This window comes from Amycolatopsis sp. NPDC004378 (assembly GCF_053602455.1).
Genome location: NZ_JBSGDR010000021.1, coordinates 20,412 through 37,934 on the forward strand (window position 1 = coordinate 20,412; position 17,523 = coordinate 37,934).

A 17,523-nucleotide genomic window follows, 5' to 3' on the forward strand; every position below is an offset into this window, starting at 1 on the left:
GGCTCACATCCGGAAGACGCCGAAGCCGCGGCGGCCTTCGACGCGGTTCGAGTGGACGGCGGACAACGACATCCCGAGCACGTCCCGGGTGTCGCGCGGGTCGACGATGCCGTCGTCGTAGAGCCGGGCGGTGACGGCGAAGGCGTGGGACTCCGTGTCGATCTGGGCTTCGATCGCCGCCGTGCGGGCCCGGTCGGCGTCTTCGTCGAACGGCTTCCCCTGCGACGCGGCCGAAGCGCGGCCGACGATCGACAGCACGCCGGCGAGCTGGGTCGCCCCCATCACCGCGAGCTTCGCGCCCGGCCAGGCGAACATCAGCCGCGGGTCGTAGGCGCGCCCGGACATGCCGTAGTTGCCGGCGCCGAACGAGGACGCCAGGTTGACCGTCAGGTGCGGGACCGTGCTGTTGGTGACGGCGTTGATCATCTTGGCGCCGTCCTTGATGATGCCGCCCTGCTCGTACTGCGTGCCGACCATGTAGCCGGTCGTGTTCTGCAGGAAGACCAGCGGGACGTCGGTCTGGTTGGCGAGCAGGATGAACTCGCTGGCCTTCTTGGCTTCTTCGCTGAAGAGCACGCCGCGGTGGTTGGCCAGCACCCCGACGGGATAGCCGTGGATGCTCGCCCAGCCGGTGACGAGCGACGTGCCGTAGAGCGGCTTGTACTCGTCGAAGTCCGAGCCGTCGACGGTCCGGGCGAGGATTTCGCGCGGGTCGAACGGGACCTTCGGGTCGGGCGGCACGATCCCGAGGATCTCCTCGGGGTCGTACTTCGGCGGTTCCGGCGTCCGGCTGGGCGCGGGGCCGAGCTTGCGCCAGTTGATCCGCGCCAGCACGCGGCGGCCGAGCCGGATCGCGTCCCGCTCGTCGACCGCGAAGTAGTCGGAGAGCCCGGACACCCGGGAGTGCATCTCGGCGCCGCCGAGCGACTCGTCGTCGGCCTCCTCGCCGGTGGCCATCTTGACCAGCGGCGGCCCGCCGAGGAACACCTTGGCCTGGCGGTCGACCAGCACCGCGTAGTCGCACATGCCGGGCACGTACGCGCCGCCCGCGGTCGAGTTGCCGAACACGATGGCCAGCGTCGGGATGCCGAGTGACGACAGCTCGGTCAGCTCGTGGAAGATCCGCCCGGCGGGCACGAACAGATCCGCCTGCGTCGGCAGGTCCGCCCCGCCCGACTCGACGAGGTTGACCACCGGCAGCCGGTTGACGCGGGCGATCTCCAGCGCCCGCAACGTCTTCCGCAGCGAGTACGGGTTCATCGCCCCGCCGCGCACCGTCGGGTCGTGGCCGATGACCACGCACTCCACATCGGACACCACGCCGATGCCGGTGACGACCGAGGCGCCGACGGTGAAGTCGGTGCCCCACGCGGCGAGCGCGGACAGCTCCAGGAACGGGCTGTCCGGATCCAGCAGCAGCTCGATCCGTTCCCGCACCGGCAGCTTCCCGCGGTCCCGGTGGCGCCGGACGTACCGTTCCCCGCCGCCCGCGACGGCGAGATCCAGCTGCTCCTCCAGTCTCGCCAGCAGCTCCAGCTGCGTCCTGCGGTTGGCCGCGTACGCCTCGGCGGAGACGTCCAGCTGCGACTTCAGCACCGTCATGCGGTTCCCCCGTAGTGGCCCGCGTGCCGCTCGCGGACGACGTTCTTCCGGATCTTCCCGGTGGACGTGCGCGGCAGCTCGTCGACGACGATGACGGCCTTGGGCACCTTGTAGCCGTCGAGCCGGTCCTTGAGCCGCGTGCGCAGGTCCTCGGCGTCGATGGCGGTGCCGGGCTTGGGCACCACGACCGCCGTGATGGCTTCGCTCCACCGCTCGTGCGGCAGCCCGACGACCACGACCTCGGCGACGTCCGGTTCGGTGTCGTAGACGGCCCGCTCGACCTCGATCGACGCGACGTTCTCGCCACCGGTCTTGATGACGTCCTTGGAGCGGTCGGCGAACCACAGCACGCCGTCCGGGCCGAACCGGCCGACGTCGCCGGAGTGGAACCACCCGTGCCGGAAGGCTTCGGCGGTCGCTTCGGGGTTGTGCAGGTACTCCTGCATGGCCGAGGGCGCCCGGTAGACGATCTCGCCCTGGTCACCGCGCGGCAGCAGCTTCCCGTCGGGGTCCATGATCCCGACCTGGACGCCGGTGAGCGGCGTCCCGACCGCACCGACGTGCGAAAGCTGGTGCTCGGGCCGGAACAACGTCGTGATCGGGCTCATCTCCGTCTGCCCGAACAACAACGCGAAGTCGCAGCCGAAGCCGTCGAGGCACGCCTTGATCTGCGCCTCGGGCATCGGGGCCATCGCGTAGACCGCACGGCGCAGCGACGAGAGGTCGCGCTCGGCGAAGGACGCGTGGTCGAGCGCCGCGCGGTACATCATCGGCAGCCCGAAGACCTGCGTGATGCGCTCGCGTTCGATCGTGTCGAGGAAACGGGCCGGGTCGAAGCCGCGGTGCACGAAGATCGTCGCGCCGACGACGATCGCGGGCGTGCAGAAGGCGTTCAGCTGCGCGGTGTGGAACATCGGCATCATCGCGATGAACCGGTCGCCGGCGTGCCAGCCCGAGTCCAGCGCGGCCGACATCGACTCGAGGTGGATCGCCAGGTGCGTGCCGACGACGCCCTTCGGCGCCGAAGTCGTCCCCGAAGTGTACAGATAGGACAGTGGCGCGCGGTCGGCGACGACGACTTCCGGCGTCGTGCTGTCGGCGCTCAGGACGTCGTCGAGCGAGGTCCGGTCCGGGGGCACGTCACCGGTGCCGGGTGCGACGATCACCTCGACGCCCGCCGGAACGGCCGGGGCGCTCACGTCGACGAGCTGGCTCTCCACCACGATCCCGCGGGCCCGCGAGTGGTCGAGGACGTAGGCGACTTCGTCGGCGCGCCAGCCGAGGTTGACGGGCACGCAGACCACGCCGACCTTCGCGCAGGCGTAGTACACGGCAAGGAATTCCGCGCTGTTGGCCGAGGCGAGGGCGAGGACTTCGCCGGTGGCGTAGCCGCGGTCGAGCAGGCCGTGGGCGAGGCGGTTCACCCAGGCGTCGAACTCGCCGTAGGTCCAGCGGCGCTCGCCGTCGACGATCGCGAGCTGCTCGGGCCGGGCGAACGCGACGCGGGTCAGCGCGTCCCCGACGTTGACCCGGTGGACGAGGTTGTAGGGATCCGTCATCAGTCCTCCTAGTAGGACCGGGGCAGCCCGAGGCTGTGCTGGGCCACGAAGTTGAGGATCATTTCGCGGTTCACCGGGGCGATCCGCAGCAGCCGGGCCAGCCCCCAGTACGGCAGGAGGCCGAACTCGGCGGACACGCCGTTGCCGCCGTGGGTCTGGATCGCCGCGTCGAGCGCGGCCAGCGCCGCCTCCGCGGCGGCGTACTTCGCCATGTTCGACGCCTCGCCCGCCGGGAGCCCCCGGTCGTGCAGCGCGGCCGCGCGGTGGGTCATCAGCGCGGCCAGCTCGGTCTCGATCTTCGCCTTGGCCAGCGCGTGCGCGACACCCTGGTGGGCGCCGATCGGCCGGTCCCACACCCGCCGGTCACGCGCGTAGCGGGCGGCGACGTCCAGGGCGTAGCGGGCGATGCCGACGCACAGCGCCGCGCCGGTGATGCGTTCCGGGTTGAGGCCGTGGAAGACCTGCCGGAAACCGTCGCCTTCGTCGCCCACGAGCGCGGCGGCCGGCAGCCGGACGCCGTCGAAGTGCAGCGTGAACTGCTTTTCCGGCAGCATCACGTCCACCGGCAGCGGGGTCACCGTGAGGCCGGGGGCGCCGGTCGGCACGAGGAACAGCGAGAGCCGCGCCGAGCCGTCGTCGCTGCGGCCGGTGCGGGCCACCAGCAGCAGCGCGTCGGCGGTGTCGACGCCGGAGATGTAGTACTTCTCACCGTCGACGACCCAGTCGTCGCCGTCGCGCCGGGCGGTCGTGGCGAGCTTGTGGGTGTTGGACCCGGCTTCCGGTTCGGTGATCGCGAAGACGACCTTGGCACGGCCGCTCGCCAGGCCGGGCAGCCATTCCTCGCGCTGCTCCGGGCTGCCGAACTCGCTGATCACCTCGGCCGAGATCGCCTCCGTGACGAGCAACAGCAGCAGCGGCGCGCCGTTCGCGGCGATTTCCTCGCAGACGATCGTCAGCTCCGCCAGGCCGGCGCCACCCCCGCCGTACTCCTCGGGGATGTTCACGCCGATGAAGCCGGCGTCGCCGAGGGCGTGCCAGAGCTCGGTGCACTCGCGGCCGTCCCGGGCGTGCTCGACGTAGTACCGGCCGCCGAACGGCGCGGCGACCGCACCCACCGCGGCCCGCAGATCCCGGGCCTCGTCGCTTTCGAGCACGTCCACGCCGACGCTCCTTAGTGATTTTTGATTCACTAATAGCGCACCGTAGCGTCCGGCTGCGATGATGACAAGATGACGACGCCCCCCACGACCGGCCGCCGCCGCCGCGACCCCGGCCGGCGCGAGCGGATCCTGACCGCCGCCGCCGACCTCACCGCGCGGCGCGGGTTCCACTCGATCGGCATGGCCGACATCGGCGCGGAAGCCGGCATCGTGGGCTCGGGCGTCTACCGGCACTTCGAGAACAAGGACGCGATCCTGGTCGCGCTGCTCGACCGCGTGATGACCCGCCTGCAGGAGGGCGCGGCGGGCATCCTCGCCGCCGCCCCGGACGACCACGCCGCGCTGTCCGGCCTGATCGGCGACCACGTCCGCGTCGCGATCGAGGACCGCACGGTGCTGGCGGTCTACCACCGGGAGATCCACAACCTGCCCGAGGACGACCGGCGGCGGCTGCGCCGGCTGCAGCGGCACTACCTCGAGGACTGGGTCCACGTGCTCGCCCCGCTGCGCCCCGACCTGGCCGACGGCGAGCTGCGGCTGGCCGTGCACGCCGCGATCGGCGCGGTGCAGTCCACATTGTTCTTCCGCAGCGGCCTGGCCCCGGAACGGCTCGCCGAACTACTGGAGCAGATGGCGCATGCCTGCCTGGGTGTGACCGCGTCAGTGAATGGCCAATAACTTTCTTCTTGCCTCGGTGACCGCGGTCACGGCATGCTGACGGCGGCAGCGACGGCGAAGGAGCCTCGGCATGACCGCGACCGAACCCGACATCGACGTGGACACCCTGCGCGGCCGGCGGGCCGTGCGGCGCTGGGAGCGGACGTCGGTCGGCGACGTCTTCGAACGCCTCACGTGGAGCCGTCCCCACCAGGTCGCCATCGCCGCGGCCGAGGACGCCCACGGTGAACCGCGGTTCGCCGCCGTCACCTACCGGCAGGCCGACGAAGCCGCGAACCGGCTGGCGCAGGCGTTGCTCGCCGAAGGGCTCGTGCCGGGCGACCGCGTGCTGCTGTTCTGCGAGAACAGCGTCGAAGCGTTCCTGGCGAAGATCGGGATCGCCAAGGCGGGCATGGTGGCCGTGCCGCTGAACCCCGGCCTCGCGCCCGACGTCGTGGCCCACCTCGTCGAGCTGACGGCGCCGCGGCTGGCGATCGTCGACGCCGAGCTGTGGCCGCGGCTCGACGGCGTCGTGGCCGTGCGGGTCGGCGCCACGATCACGATCGGCGGCGGCCCGGTGGCCGGCAGCCCGGCGTTCGGCGCGCTGCTCGACCGGCACCCGGCCACCGAACCCGACGTCGAAATCCACGGCGACGACATCTTCCAGCTGCTGTTCACCTCGGGCACCACCGCGCTGCCGAAGGGCGTGATGCTCTCGCACAGCTACGCGCACCTGGCCGGGCTGAACTTCGCCCTGTCGCTCACCCGCGGCCTGCGCCACGAGGCCGACCTGCGGGTCTGCACGTTCCTGCCGATGATCTACCACGTCGGTGACGCGCTGTTCACGTACTCGACGTTCTTCGCGGGCGGCACGCTCGTCCTCGGCCGCCGCCCGGCGCCGGGCCCGGTCGCCGGGGCACTCGCCCGGTCCGGCGCGACCGCGGTGTGGGCGGGCTCGCCGCAGTTCACGGCCGCGCTGGCCGACGAGGTCGACGCCCACCCCGAGCTGGACCTGACGTCCTTGACCACGCTCGTCTACGGCTGGGGTGCGCTCTCCCCCGAGCTTCTTCGCCGGCTCGAAGCCCGGACGGCGCCCGGGTTCGTCGCCGTCGGGATCTTCGGCCAGACGGAAGCCATCGCGTGCCACCGGTTCTGGCCGAGCGCGTGGCCGGAGGTGCACGCCCGCACGGCCCCGGCGATGAACTACGTCGGCGTGCCGAGCGGCCTGCTCGCCTCCGACGTCGTCGACGAACTCGGCGAGCCGGTCCGCGGCCGCCCCGGCGAGGCGGTCTACCGCTCCCCGGTGATGGCGGCGGGCTACTACCGCGACGAGGCGGCGACGCGCGAAGCGTTCCGAGACGGCTGGTTCCACTCGGGCGACTCGGCGGTCGTCGACGAGGACGGCCTGCGCGTGATGGTCGACCGCTACAAGGACATCGTGAAAACGGGCGGCGAGAACGTGTCGAGCATGCGCGTCGAAGCGGTGCTCCACCAGCACCCGGCGGTCCTGCGAGCGGCGGTGATCGGCCTCGCGCACGAACACTGGGGCGAAGCGGTCACCGCGGTCGTCGTGCCCCGGCCGGACGCCGAGCCGGACCCGGACGACCTGATCGCGTTCTGCCGCGAGCACCTCGCGGGCTACGAGACCCCGAAGGCGATCGTGTTCGCCGACGCGCTCCCGGAGACGGTCGGCGGCAAGATCCTCAAGTACAAGCTGCGCGCCGAACACGCGAAGCTGTACGGCCAAGGGTGATCAGCGGAACGCGGACTCGCCGGTCAGCGCCCGCCCGATGATCAGCTGGTGCACTTCCGACGTCCCTTCGTAGGTCAGCACGGACTCGAGGTTCCCCGCGTGCCGCAGCACCGGGTATTCGAGCGTGATGCCGTTGGCGCCCAGCAGCGTCCGGCATTCACGCGCGATGGCGAGGGCTTCCCGGACGTTGTTGAGCTTGCCCAGGCTGACCTGGTCCGGCGTCAGCGTTCCGGCGTCCTTGAGACGGCCGAGATGCAGGGCGAGCAGCATGCCCTTGCCCAGCTCCAGGGTCATGTCCGCGAGTTTCAGCTGCGTCGCCTGGTAGGCGGCCAGGGGCTTGCCGCCGATCGTGCGGTGGCGGGTGTAGTCGATCGCCGTCTCCAGGCAGTCGCGGGCCGCACCGAGAGCGCCGAACACGATGCCGTAGCGGGCCTCGTTCAGGCACGACAACGGCCCCGAAAGGCCGTGCGCGCCGGGAAGCTCGGCGGACGCGGGCAGCCGGACGCCCTCCAGCACGAGTTCACTGGTCACCGATGCCCGCAGCGACAGCTTGTTCTTGATTTCGGGGGCCGAGAAGCCGGGGGTGTCCGCGGGGACGACGAAGCCGCGGATCCCGTCTTCGGTGCGGGCCCAGACGACGGCGACGTCGGCGACGGAACCGTTGGTGATCCACATCTTGGTGCCGTCGAGGACCCAGTCGCCGCCGTCGCGGCGAGCGCGCGTGCGCATGCCGGCCGGGTCGGAACCGAAGTCCGGTTCGGTGAGGCCGAAGCAGCCGATCGCCTCGCCCGCCGCCATCCGCGGGAGCCATTCCTGCTTCTGGTCTTCGCTGCCGTGCTTCCAGATCGCGAACATGGCCAAGGAGCCCTGGACGGACACCAGGCTGCGCAGGCCCGAGTCAGCGGCTTCGAGTTCGAGGCAGGCAAGGCCGTACGCGGTCGCACTGGTGCCGGCGCAGCCGTAGCCGTCGAGGTGCATGCCCAGGACGCCCAGCTTGCCCAGCTCCCGGGCCAGTTCGCGGGCGGGGATCGCCGCGGATTCGTACCACTCGGCGAGGTGCGGGCGGACGCGGTCGGCGGCGAACCGCGCGACGGTGTCGCGGATCGCGCGGTCGTCCGCGTCGATCAGGGTCTCGGTGCCGAACAGGCCCAACGGGGTGGTGGCCACGGGTTTTCCTCTCTACAGGAAGGCGCTGACGCCGGTTTCGGCGCGGCCGACGAGCAGCTTCTGGATCTGGCTGGTGCCCTCGTACAGGGTCATCACGCGGGCGTCGCGCAGGTACTTCTGGGCCGGGTACTCGTCGATGTAGCCGTAGCCGCCGAACACCTGGACCGCGCGGTTGGCCGCGCGGACCGCCGCCTCGCTCGCGTAGTACTTCGCCTTCGACGCGGCGACGCCGAACGGTTCGCCGCGCTCGATCAGGTCGGCCGCGCGCCAGGCGAGCAGGCGGGCGGCGTCGACCTCCACCGACGTCTCCGCGATCAGGTCCTGCACCAGCTGGAACGACGCGAGCGGGCGGCCGAACTGCCGCCGTTCGCGGGCGTAGTCCACCATGGACTCCAGGCAGCCCTGAGCGATCCCGACGCACCCGGCGGCGACCGACACGCGGCCCTTGTCCAGGGAGTGCATCGCGATGGCGAAGCCGTCCCCCTCGGCGCCAAGCCTGGCTGAGGCCGGGACGACGACGTCGGTCAGGAAGAGTTCCGCCGTGGCCTGGCCGCGCAGGCCGAGCTTGCCCTTGATCTCGCGGGCTTCGAACCCGGGCGTCGACGTCGGCACGAGGAACGCCGACACGCCCTTAGGCCCGTCGTCGCCGGTGCGAGCGAAGACCAGGCAGACGTCGGCCCAGGTGCCGTTGGTGATGAACATCTTCTGTCCGTTGAGGACGTACTCGTCGCCGCGGCGCCCGGCCTTCGTCCGCAGGTTCCCGGCGTCGGATCCGGTGTCCGGCTCGGTCAGCCCGAAGCAGCCCAGGGTGGTCCCGGCCGCGATCCCGGGCAGCCACCGCTGTTTCTGGGCTTCGGTGCCGTGCGAGAGGATCACCTTGCCGACCAGGCCCATCGACACCGACACGATGCCGCGCACCGACGAGTCGGCCCGGCCCAGCTCCTCCATGCCGAGGCAGTAGGTGACGTAGTCGCCGCCGAGGCCGCCGTACTCCTCGGGGATGGTCAGGCCGAAGAAGCCCAGTTCGCCGAGCTTCGGCACGACGCCGAGGTCGACCGACTCGGCCCGGTCCCACTCCGCCCGGTACGGCACGACCTCCTTGTCGAGGAACGCCCGGGCGACCTGCTGGAAGTCGCGTTGCGCTTCGGTGAGGGTCAGGTCCATCGTCCGCCTCCGCTCAGGTCCCGGTGAACCGGGCCGGCCGCTTGGCCAGGAAGGCCGCGGCCCCTTCGTGTTTGTCGTCGGTCGTGTAGAGCACCGCCTGGGCCAGCCGTTCGACGACCAGGCCGGTGCGGCGGTCGGCGTCCATGCCGCTGCGGATGACGAGCTTGGCCAGCCGGACGGCCAGCGGCCCGCGGGCCAAGATGCGCGCCGCCGTCTCGCGAGCGAAAGCCATCAGCTCCTCGGGCAGCACGACGCCGGTCACCAGGCCCATCTCGAACGCTTCGAGCGCGTCGACGCTGCGGCCGGTCAGCACGAGGTCGACGGCGCGCCCGACGCCGGCCAGCCGGGCCAGCCGTTGCGTGCCACCGGCGCCCGGAAGCACGCCGAGCGCGGTCTCCGGGAGGCCGAACTTCGCGGTGCGGGCGGCGATCCGGATGTCACAGGCCATCGCGAGCTCGCAGCCACCGCCGAGCGCGAATCCGTTCACCGCGGCGATCGTCGGCTTCTCGAAGTCCTCGATCCCGTCGTAGAGCCGCTGCATCCGCGACTCCAGCGCGGTGTCCACTGTGTACTTCTCCAGCTGCCCGATGTCGGCGCCCGCGGCGAACGCGCGGTCCCCGGCGCCGGTGAGCACGACCGCCCCCACGCCGGGGTCCGCGCGCAACGCCGAGAGCGCGTCCTCGAGGTCGTCCAGCAGCTCGGCGTTGAGCGCGTTCAGCACCTGCGGCCGGTTCAACGTCACGACGGCGACGCCGTCGTCGAGTTCCACGAGTACGGTCACAGCCGCTCCCGGAGGACGAACTTCTGGATCTTGCCGCTCGCCGTGCGCGGCAGCTCGGTCAGGATCTCCAGGCGTTCCGGCCAGTACTGCTTCGCAACCCCCTTCTCCGCCAGGAACTCCCGCATCTCCTCGAAGGTGATCTCCCGCTTGGCGACGACGCAGGCGCACGCGCGTTCCTGCAGCCGCGGGTCGGGCAGGCCGACGACGGCGACCGCCTCGACGTCCGGGTGCTCGTACAGGACGTTCTCGACGTAGGCGACCGGGATGTTCTCGCCGCCGCGGATGATGACGTCCTTGGTGCGCCCCGAAATGCTGAGGTAGCCCTCGGTGTCGATGTGCGCGAGGTCGCCGGTGTCGAACCAGCCGTCGTGGAACGACTCGCGCGTCAGCTCGGGCCGCTCGGCGTACCCGGCGAACAGGAACGGCCCGCGCACCTGCAGCCGGCCCTCCTCTCCCGGTGGCCGTTCCCGGCCGTCGCCGTCGACGACGCGGATGTGCATCCCCGGCCACGGGTAGCCGTCGGTGTCGATGAGCTTGTCGTCCGGGTCGCCCGGGATGCCGAGGGTGACCAGGCCGTTCTCGGTCTGGCCCCAGCCGCCGAGGACGACCGTGCCCGGCAGTTTCCGGCGGGCTTCGCGCACGATGGCCCGCGGGATCGGCGCGCCCATGCAGCAGAACCGGGCCAGCGACGAGACGTCGTGCTCGGCCAGGTTCGGCGCGTTGAGCGTGTCGTGCAGGAACGGCGTCGCGGCGGAGGTGTAGGTGATGCCGTGCTCGGCGACCAGCTCCACGAACCGCGCCGGGTCCCAGACCTCTTGCAGGATCGCGGTGGCGCCGACCTGGACCGGCAGCCGGGCGCCGTAGAGGAACCCGGTGAGGTGGGCCAGGGTCGAAGCCATGTGGATGACGCTGTCCGCGGTGATCCCGAGCCGCTCCGGCAGCGGCGCGTTGGCCGCGACCGCCGTGTTGTGCGTGTGCATCACGCCCTTCGGCTCGCCGGTCGTGCCGGAGGTGAAGATGAGCAGGGTGACGTCGTTGGCGTCCGGACGCAGCTCGGTCAGCGACGCCGGATCGCGGCGCTCCTCCCAGGGCGTCTCGACGAAGTCCGTCCAGGAGTCCTCGCCGACGACGAGGACGTGCTCGACGAACGGCCATTCCGGTCGCAGCTCCTTGATCAGCCCGGCGTGGTCGAAGCCGCGGAACTCACGCGGCACGACGACCACTTTGGACCGCGCGAGCCCGACCATGAACCGCAGCTCGCGGGCCCGGTAGATCGGGATCAGCGGGTTGGAGACCGCGCCGATCCGCGTCGCGGCGTAGTGCAGGACGATCCATTCGATGCGGTTCGGCAGCTGGAACGACACGACGTCGTCCGGCCCGACGCCGAGCTCCAGCAGGCCCAGCGCGCAGCGGTCGACCTGGCGTTTCAGCTCGGCGTAGGTGATGCTGCGGGTGGCGTCGACGAAGGCGGTCTTGTCCGGCGTCTTCGCCGCGGCGTCGTCGAGGAAGTCGGTGATCAGCCGGTCCGTCCAGTACCCCTGCGCGGTGGAGGAGCCGATCTGCTCGGCGGTGAGGATCGTGCGGAAGGCCATGGCTGCTCCTCAGCTCATCGTGAGGCCGCCGCTGACGCTGACGGTCTGGCCAGTGACGTAGGCTGCCTCGTCCGAGGCGAGGAAGGCGACCACGTTGGCGAGGTCGCGCGGCTGGGCCAGCCGCCGGAACGGGATGGCCTTGGTCAGCGCCTCCCGCAGCTTCGGGTTGTCGCCGCCGAGTGAGGCGAACAGCGCGGTGTCGGCCGGGCCGGGGCACACGGCGTTCGCGTTCACCTGGTGGCGCGCCATCTCCCGGGCGATCGACTTGGTGAACGCGATCACGCCGCCCTTGGCCGCCGAGTACACGGCCTCTCCGGACGATCCGACGCGCCCGGCGTCGGAGGCGACGTTGACGACCGAGCCCGCGCCCTGCTCGGTCATGACCGGCAGCACGGCCTTCGTGGTGTTGAGGACGCCGTAGAGGTTGATCGCGATGACGCGGTCCCAGTCGGCGGGGTCGGAGTCGACGAACGGGCTCGCGACGTCCCAGCCGGCGTTGTTGACGAGCACGTCGATCCGGCCGAAGCGGGTGCGGACCTGCTCGACCATGCCGGTCACCGAATCGCGGTCGGTGACGTCGGCACGCAGGCCGGTCGAGGCCCCGCCGAGCGCGTCGGCCGTCTCCTTGGCGCTCGCCTCGTTGACGTCGGTGACGACGACGGTCGCGCCCTCTTCGGCGAGCTTCTCCGCGATGCCGCGGCCGATGCCCTGCCCCGCGCCGGTGACGATGGCGATCTTGCCGTCCAGCTTTCCCATGGTTTCCCCTTTCACGGCGCGTACGCGCGGCCGAGCAGCGAGCGGGCGATGACGAGCTTCGAGACCTGGGCGGTGCCGTCGCCGATCTCCAGGCCGATGACGTCACGCAGCCGTTGCCCGATCGGGCTTTCGGTGGAGTAGGCGAGGTGCCCGAAGGTCAGCAGGCACTGGTGGATGACCTCGGTGGCGAGTTTCGGTGCCCAGAACTTGGCCATCGCGGCCTCGGCGCCGTGCTCGAGGCCGCGGTCTTTCTTCCACAATGCCTCGTAGCAGACGTGGCGGGCGCCGCGCAGGTACGTCGCGTACTCGGCGAGCGGGAACGAAACCCCTTGGAACGTCCCGATCGGCTTGCCGAACGCCTCACGGTCGCGCGACCACTGCACGGCTTCGTCCAAAGAGGACTGGGCGGCGCCGAGGCAGCAGAGGCCGATGATCGCGCGGGAGTAGTCGAAGCCTTCCATCACCGAGACGAACCCGGCGCCTTCTTCGCCGACCAGGCGGTCCCGGCCGACCGGGAGCCCGTCGAAGTGCAGCGACGCTCGGCCGATCGAGCGGCCGCCGAGGTCGTCGAACACCGTGCGGGTGACGTACCGGTCGTCGAGGTCGACGTAGAACGCGCTCACGCCGCGGGCGCCGTCGCCGCCGGTGCGGGCCAGGACCAGGCCGGTGTGCGCGGCCATCCCGAGGGTGATCGACGTCTTCTCGCCGGTGAGCCGCCAGCCGTCGCCGTCGGGTTCGGCGCGCAGCCGCAGCGACGCGGCGTCCGTGCCGTGCCCGGGCTCGGTGACGCACAGCGCGGGCAGCGCCGCGCCGGACGCGATCGGCGGCAGCCAGGCCCGGCGCTGCTCCTCGGTGGCGTTGCGCACCAGGATGTCGCCGATCAGGGCGGACAGGATGATCAGGTAGGACGCGTTGAAGTCGGCCCGGCCGACTTCCTCGGCGGCCATGCCCGCGACGACGGCGCTGGCGGCCTGGCCGCCGTACTGCTCGGGGATGCGCAGGCCGGTGAGGCCCATTTCGGCCATCTCGCCGGGCAGCTCGGGCCGCAGCCGGGCCGCCTTGTCGTCGGCTTGGTAGTGCGGGGCGAGGATCTTCGTGGCGAACCGCCGCAGTTCCTGGCGGTAGGCCTCTTCGTCCTCGTCGAAGCGGAAGTCCATGTCGGTCCCTCGCTGGTGGAGTCTCAGTGCCAGTTGACGTGCTTGACGAAGTCCGGCTTGCGCTTTTCGGCGAACGCGGCCGCGCCTTCGAGGCCCTCGGGCGAGGCCGTGAACAGGTCCAAAGCGGACATCGCGAGGTTGCTCAGCCCGGCCTGGTGGTCGGTGTCGGCGTTGAAGGACTGCTTGAGGAACCGCAGCGCCGTCGGGCTCTTCTCGGCGACGTCGCGCGCCCACTGCTTCGCTTCGTCGAGGAGCTGCTCCGGCGGGACGACCTTGTTGACCAGGCCCATCCGCTCGGCTTCGGCCGCGCTGTACTGCCGGCACCAGAACCAGATCTCGCGCGCCTTCTTCTCCCCCACCACGCGGGCGAGGTAGGCCGAGCCGAACCCGGCGTCGAACGAGCCGACCTTGGGCCCGGCCTGCCCGAACCGGGCGGTCTCGCTGGCCAGCGAGACGTCGCAGAGCACGTGCAGGACGTGGCCGCCGCCGATCGCGACGCCGTTGACGGCGGCGATCACCGGCTTGGGGATGTCGCGGATGAGCTTGTGCAGGTTGCCGATCTCGAACATGCCGCTCTCGGTCGGCCCGTAGTCGCCGGTCTCGGCGCGCTGCTTGACGTCGCCGCCGGTGCAGAACGCCTTCTGGCCCGCCCCGGTGAGGATCACCGCCTGCACGTTCACGTCGGCCCAGGCCAGCCGGAAGGCCTTGATCAGCTCCTCGACGGTCCGCCCGCGGAAGGCGTTGTAGCGCTCCGGGCGGTCGATCGTGATCACCGCCGCCGGGCCGTCGATCTCGTAGCGGATGTCCTCGTAGGTCTGTCCCACGGTCTGCCTCCTTCGCGGTTCTCGACCACGGTGACAAAATTTGAATCAAAAGTCAAACTTTGACTCTGCGGTAGATTCGCTACTCTGTGTTCGGTGGAGACCACGACGAAGCAGGCGTCCGAGCGCGTCCAGCGCAAACGCGGGCGCCGGATCCAGGAGATCGCGACGGCCGCCGCCGCCCTGTTCGGCGAGCGCGGCTACGACGCCGTCAGCCTGGAGGACGTCGCCGAGCGGCTGGACGTCACCAAGGGCTCGCTCTACCACTACTTCAAGGGCAAGGAAGAGCTCGGCACGGCCGCGATCGAAACCCTCGGCGGCGAGTGGACCGAACGGCTGGAAGCGTTGCTGGCCAAGGAAACCGGGTCACCGGCCCGGCGGCTGCGCGCGCTGATCCACGAGCACGTGACGATCGCGGTCCGCGACTACCCGGCGGCGCTGCGGCTGTTCCTGGTCCCCCGCGAGTGGCCGGACGCGCAGCGGGTGCGGATCAAGGAGCTCCGCCGCCGCCACGACGCCCTGTTCCGGCGGGAGGTCGAGGCCGGGCTGGCCGAGGGCGAGTTCGTCGTGACCGACGTCGACGTCGCCCTGCAGTGCCTGCACGCGTCGATGTCCCAGGCGCCGACGTGGTGCGAGGACCTTGCGCCGGCGGAGCGGGACCGGGCGGTCGACCGGATCGCCGACACCCTCATGATGCTCGTCGGGCACCTCCCGCCCGGTCCCTCCACTGTGGACAGTCCGCCGGGAACGTGACCCGCGTTGCGTTCCGGGGGCAGCTCCCCGGAGCGCCCAGTAGCATGCGGCTGGTGACCGACAGCCACGGCGACCGGCCCGACCACCGACGGAGGGTGTCCCGCTTCGTCGACCTGCTGCGCGCCGCCGACCAGCGTCCCGGCCTGGTCCGGTCCGCCCGCGCCGTCCGGCGCCTGATCCCCGGCGACCACGACCTCGGGGACGCGCTGTCGACGACCGCGGGCCACCCGACGGACCGGGTGGCGCGGCTGCTGGCCGAAGCGAAGGCCGAACAGCCGAGCGCGGTGCGTGAGCTCGGGCTCGCGGCGGTCCAGGTCTGGCAGGCCGTCGCCCAGGGCCGCGACGGCGACACCGGCGAGCTGACGATCGTCTTCACCGATCTGGTCGGCTTCTCGAGCTGGGCCCTCGACGTCGGCGACGCGCGGGCGCTCGAGCTGCTGCGCGCCGTGTCCACCGCGAGCGAAGCGACGATCGCGCGCCACCGCGGCCGGGTGGTCAAAGGCCTGGGCGACGGCTTGATGGCCGTCTTCGGCGACGCGGGAGCCGCGGTCGAGGCCGCGTACGAGACGTGCGGCGCGGTCAGCGCGATCGACCTCGGCGGCTACCGCCCCCAGCTGCGAGCGGGCCTGCACACGGGCAGGCCACGCAAGGTAGGCCGCGACTACTTCGGCGTCGACGTCAACGTCGCGGCCCGGATAGCCGACGCGGCCACGGGCGGCGAAGTTCTCGTCACGGGCGACGTCCTGGCGAACCTCGACACCGAGCGCTTCACCCTCCGCCGCCGGCGCCGCTTCCGCGCGAAGGGCGCACCCAGCGACCTCGAGGTGTTCGCCGTCGTGCCCCGGTACGACGAGTCCTGAGCCCTGGACCGCGGCATCCACAGTAGTTTATGATCGTCCCGCTCAGCGTCAGCTGAGATAAAGACACGGTCGGGGTAGGGGGAACCATGTCTCGCGGAAGAAGACTGTTCGTCGTGGCCGCGTTGGCCATCGTTTCACTGGCGATACCGTCGCCCGCGTACGCCGGCACGGCGGATCTCCACGATTGTCCCGACGACTACTTCTGCGTCTGGGAGGAATCGAACGCGACCGGGCATTTCGCCAAGTTCCAGACCGGCTCGCCCGACCTCGCCAAAGCGATCAACAATCATGTTTTCAACGACCGGATTTCGTACGCGTGGAACCGCACGACACGCTTGTGGTGCCTGTTCAAGGACGCCAAGTACGTCGGCACCCCGTTGCGGATCTCGGTCGAATGGCAGGGCCCGCTCGGCCCGCGCTACAACTTCGACAATGTGGTCAGTTCGCTCCAAGCGTGCGATCTGAGTTAGGGAAAATGGGGGAAGAAGCACCGTGAAAAGCGTCTTCAAGCTGCCGGCCGCACTCGGGCTGATGTGTTCTGCCGTCGTGGTGGCCGCACCTTCGGCGTCGGCCTCCGCGGCCGGTCAGACCTGTCAGTTCGTCAACGAGGTCGGGCACGTCGTCCGCAGCATGGAACTGATGGGCACGGACGGCTCGACCGGCACGATCGCAGTCTGCCGCGACGACTCGTACAACTACTGGGGCTACGTGGGGTTCCGCGAGAAGCTCACGGCCAGCCAATGGGCGCAGGCAACGCTGTACCGGGAGCGCGACTCCGTCCCGGCGGACTCGGTCACCTGCGACAGCAAGAACGGCAACGGCCACGTCGGGCCGTTCCAGCGGGTCTGCTGGACCCCGAAAGTCAGCGGCGTGAGCGGCCATTACACGTTCCTGGCCCTGGGTGAGCTGCACAGCAGCCACACCGGCGCCACGCTCGCCATCGATTCCACGCGCGATTTCGCCCGGTAACGAGGCCTTGCGAAGGGCCGGCGGCAAGCTCAGTTCTTCTTGAGCGCGGCGCCGGCCTTGGCCCAGTTGGCTCGCAGGTTCTCCAGGTAGGCCCGCGCCTGCGTGCCCGGCGCGGTGCCGCGCGCGAACGCCTTCATGTTGCCCGGACCCGCGTTGTAGCCCAGGGCCAGCAGTTCGTCGGTCGTGTACCCGCCGGCGTGCTTCGCGGGCAGCTGGGCGGCCAGGTCGTGCAGGTACCAGGCCTCGGCCTGGATGGCCAGGTCCGGGTCGTCCGGCAGCTCCTGCCAGTCCCGGCCGGCGAAGGGCCGGCCGCGGCGGGTCTGCTCGAACGTGGCGCGGTGCATGTTCGCCACGCCGAACGCGGCGTCCGGCTTGAGCTGCTGCCACGACCGCTCGAGCTGCGGATCGTGCGGCTTGTAGTCCTCGTTGTAGAGGACGGCCAGCACGAGCTGCGCGTCGACGCCCGCCTCCCGCGACCGCGCCTCGACCTGCGGCGCGTACTTGGCCGGATCGGGGTTCACCCCGGTCGACGGGCTGGAAACGGGCGCGGACGAAGACACCGGAGACGAGGGCGCCGTCACACCGGAAGGCGCGGCACACGCGGAAACACTCGCCACAACGGCACAACCCAGCACGAAACCGCGGCCCACCCGCACAGCGCCACCTCCCCGGGACGTCCGCCCCAAGATACCGGCGCGCGCACGCGGCCTGCTGGACCCAGCCAACTTCTACAGTCGGGTAGTATTTCGACGTCACCGCAGAGACCCCCTGG

The 17,523-nt window shown here is 70.9% G+C and carries 17 protein-coding genes; 6 read left to right on the top strand and 11 right to left on the bottom strand.

What is annotated here, in order from left to right; translation table 11 throughout:
* Nucleotides 1-3: 3 nt before the first annotated feature.
* The 3 genes from ACWEN0_RS39880 to ACWEN0_RS39890 are packed head-to-tail and all read right to left on the bottom strand — an operon-like array spanning nt 4 to nt 4,321.
* Nucleotides 4-1,602 (bottom strand): acyl-CoA carboxylase subunit beta, encoded by a 1,599-nt coding sequence (locus ACWEN0_RS39880; RefSeq protein ID WP_451985427.1) that lies wholly within the window; start codon nt 1,600-1,602, stop codon nt 4-6.
* The gene (locus tag ACWEN0_RS39885; RefSeq protein WP_451985429.1) at nt 1,599-3,161 is read right to left on the bottom strand and encodes an AMP-binding protein; all 1,563 of its coding nucleotides are present in this window, start codon (nt 3,159-3,161) and stop codon (nt 1,599-1,601) included. The genes ACWEN0_RS39880 and ACWEN0_RS39885 overlap by 4 nt, the downstream gene beginning before the upstream one ends.
* An 8-nt stretch (nt 3,162-3,169) precedes the next feature.
* Entirely contained in the window at nt 3,170-4,321 is a 1,152-nt protein-coding gene (locus tag ACWEN0_RS39890) for an acyl-CoA dehydrogenase family protein (protein WP_451985431.1), read from the bottom strand.
* 69 nt (nt 4,322-4,390) lie between these two features.
* Between ACWEN0_RS39890 and ACWEN0_RS39895 the strand changes: the two genes are divergently transcribed.
* Both ACWEN0_RS39895 and ACWEN0_RS39900 read left to right on the top strand, forming a co-directional pair.
* The gene (locus tag ACWEN0_RS39895) at nt 4,391-4,999 is read left to right on the top strand and encodes a TetR/AcrR family transcriptional regulator (RefSeq protein ID WP_451985433.1); all 609 of its coding nucleotides are present in this window, start codon (nt 4,391-4,393) and stop codon (nt 4,997-4,999) included.
* Between the two features lie 70 nt (nt 5,000-5,069).
* A complete protein-coding gene (locus ACWEN0_RS39900; protein WP_451985435.1) occupies nt 5,070-6,731 on the top strand; it encodes an AMP-binding protein in 1,662 nt (553 codons plus the stop codon).
* Here the strand turns inward: ACWEN0_RS39900 and ACWEN0_RS39905 are convergent, their stop codons facing one another.
* From ACWEN0_RS39905 to ACWEN0_RS39935, 7 genes are read right to left on the bottom strand one after another with little or no spacing between them, the layout of a single operon-like run.
* Nucleotides 6,732-7,898 (bottom strand): acyl-CoA dehydrogenase family protein, encoded by a 1,167-nt coding sequence (locus tag ACWEN0_RS39905; RefSeq protein WP_451985437.1) that lies wholly within the window; start codon nt 7,896-7,898, stop codon nt 6,732-6,734.
* A 12-nt stretch (nt 7,899-7,910) separates the two neighbouring features.
* Nucleotides 7,911-9,062, bottom strand: coding sequence for an acyl-CoA dehydrogenase family protein (locus ACWEN0_RS39910; RefSeq protein ID WP_451985439.1), 1,152 nt, complete (start codon nt 9,060-9,062; stop codon nt 7,911-7,913).
* 13 nt (nt 9,063-9,075) lie between these two features.
* On the bottom strand, nt 9,076-9,843 hold the full coding sequence (locus ACWEN0_RS39915) for an enoyl-CoA hydratase/isomerase family protein (protein ID WP_451985441.1): 768 nt from the start codon (nt 9,841-9,843) through the stop codon (nt 9,076-9,078).
* Nucleotides 9,840-11,435, bottom strand: a complete 1,596-nt coding sequence (locus tag ACWEN0_RS39920; RefSeq protein WP_451985443.1) for an AMP-binding protein — start codon at nt 11,433-11,435, stop codon at nt 9,840-9,842. Before ACWEN0_RS39920 ends, ACWEN0_RS39915 begins: the two co-directional genes overlap by 4 nt.
* Nucleotides 11,436-11,444: 9 nt before the next feature.
* Entirely contained in the window at nt 11,445-12,191 is a 747-nt protein-coding gene (locus ACWEN0_RS39925; protein ID WP_451985445.1) for an SDR family NAD(P)-dependent oxidoreductase, read from the bottom strand.
* A gap of 11 nt (nt 12,192-12,202) precedes the next feature.
* On the bottom strand, nt 12,203-13,348 hold the full coding sequence (locus ACWEN0_RS39930; protein ID WP_451985447.1) for an acyl-CoA dehydrogenase family protein: 1,146 nt from the start codon (nt 13,346-13,348) through the stop codon (nt 12,203-12,205).
* A 23-nt stretch (nt 13,349-13,371) separates the two neighbouring features.
* Entirely contained in the window at nt 13,372-14,172 is an 801-nt protein-coding gene (locus ACWEN0_RS39935) for an enoyl-CoA hydratase-related protein (RefSeq protein WP_451985449.1), read from the bottom strand.
* A gap of 93 nt (nt 14,173-14,265) precedes the next feature.
* Here ACWEN0_RS39935 and ACWEN0_RS39940 point away from each other — a divergent pair, with 93 nt between their 5' ends.
* The 4 genes from ACWEN0_RS39940 to ACWEN0_RS39955 all read left to right on the top strand — a co-directional run bounded on the left by ACWEN0_RS39940 (nt 14,266) and on the right by ACWEN0_RS39955 (nt 16,751).
* Nucleotides 14,266-14,922 carry a TetR/AcrR family transcriptional regulator gene (locus tag ACWEN0_RS39940; RefSeq protein WP_451985451.1) on the top strand — a complete coding sequence of 219 codons (657 nt, stop codon included), beginning with the start codon at nt 14,266-14,268 and terminating at the stop codon, nt 14,920-14,922.
* 53 nt (nt 14,923-14,975) lie between these two features.
* Nucleotides 14,976-15,782 carry an adenylate/guanylate cyclase domain-containing protein gene (locus ACWEN0_RS39945; protein WP_451985453.1) on the top strand — a complete coding sequence of 269 codons (807 nt, stop codon included), beginning with the start codon at nt 14,976-14,978 and terminating at the stop codon, nt 15,780-15,782.
* 113 nt (nt 15,783-15,895) lie between these two features.
* The gene (locus ACWEN0_RS39950; protein WP_451985455.1) at nt 15,896-16,252 is read left to right on the top strand and encodes a peptidase inhibitor family I36 protein; all 357 of its coding nucleotides are present in this window, start codon (nt 15,896-15,898) and stop codon (nt 16,250-16,252) included.
* A 22-nt stretch (nt 16,253-16,274) separates the two neighbouring features.
* On the top strand, nt 16,275-16,751 hold the full coding sequence (locus ACWEN0_RS39955; protein ID WP_451985457.1) for a hypothetical protein: 477 nt from the start codon (nt 16,275-16,277) through the stop codon (nt 16,749-16,751).
* A gap of 29 nt (nt 16,752-16,780) precedes the next feature.
* Here ACWEN0_RS39955 and ACWEN0_RS39960 read toward each other — a convergent pair whose 3' ends face one another.
* Nucleotides 16,781-17,311, bottom strand: a complete 531-nt coding sequence (locus tag ACWEN0_RS39960; RefSeq protein ID WP_451985459.1) for a transglycosylase SLT domain-containing protein — start codon at nt 17,309-17,311, stop codon at nt 16,781-16,783.
* Between the last annotated feature and the right edge of the window lie 212 nt (nt 17,312-17,523).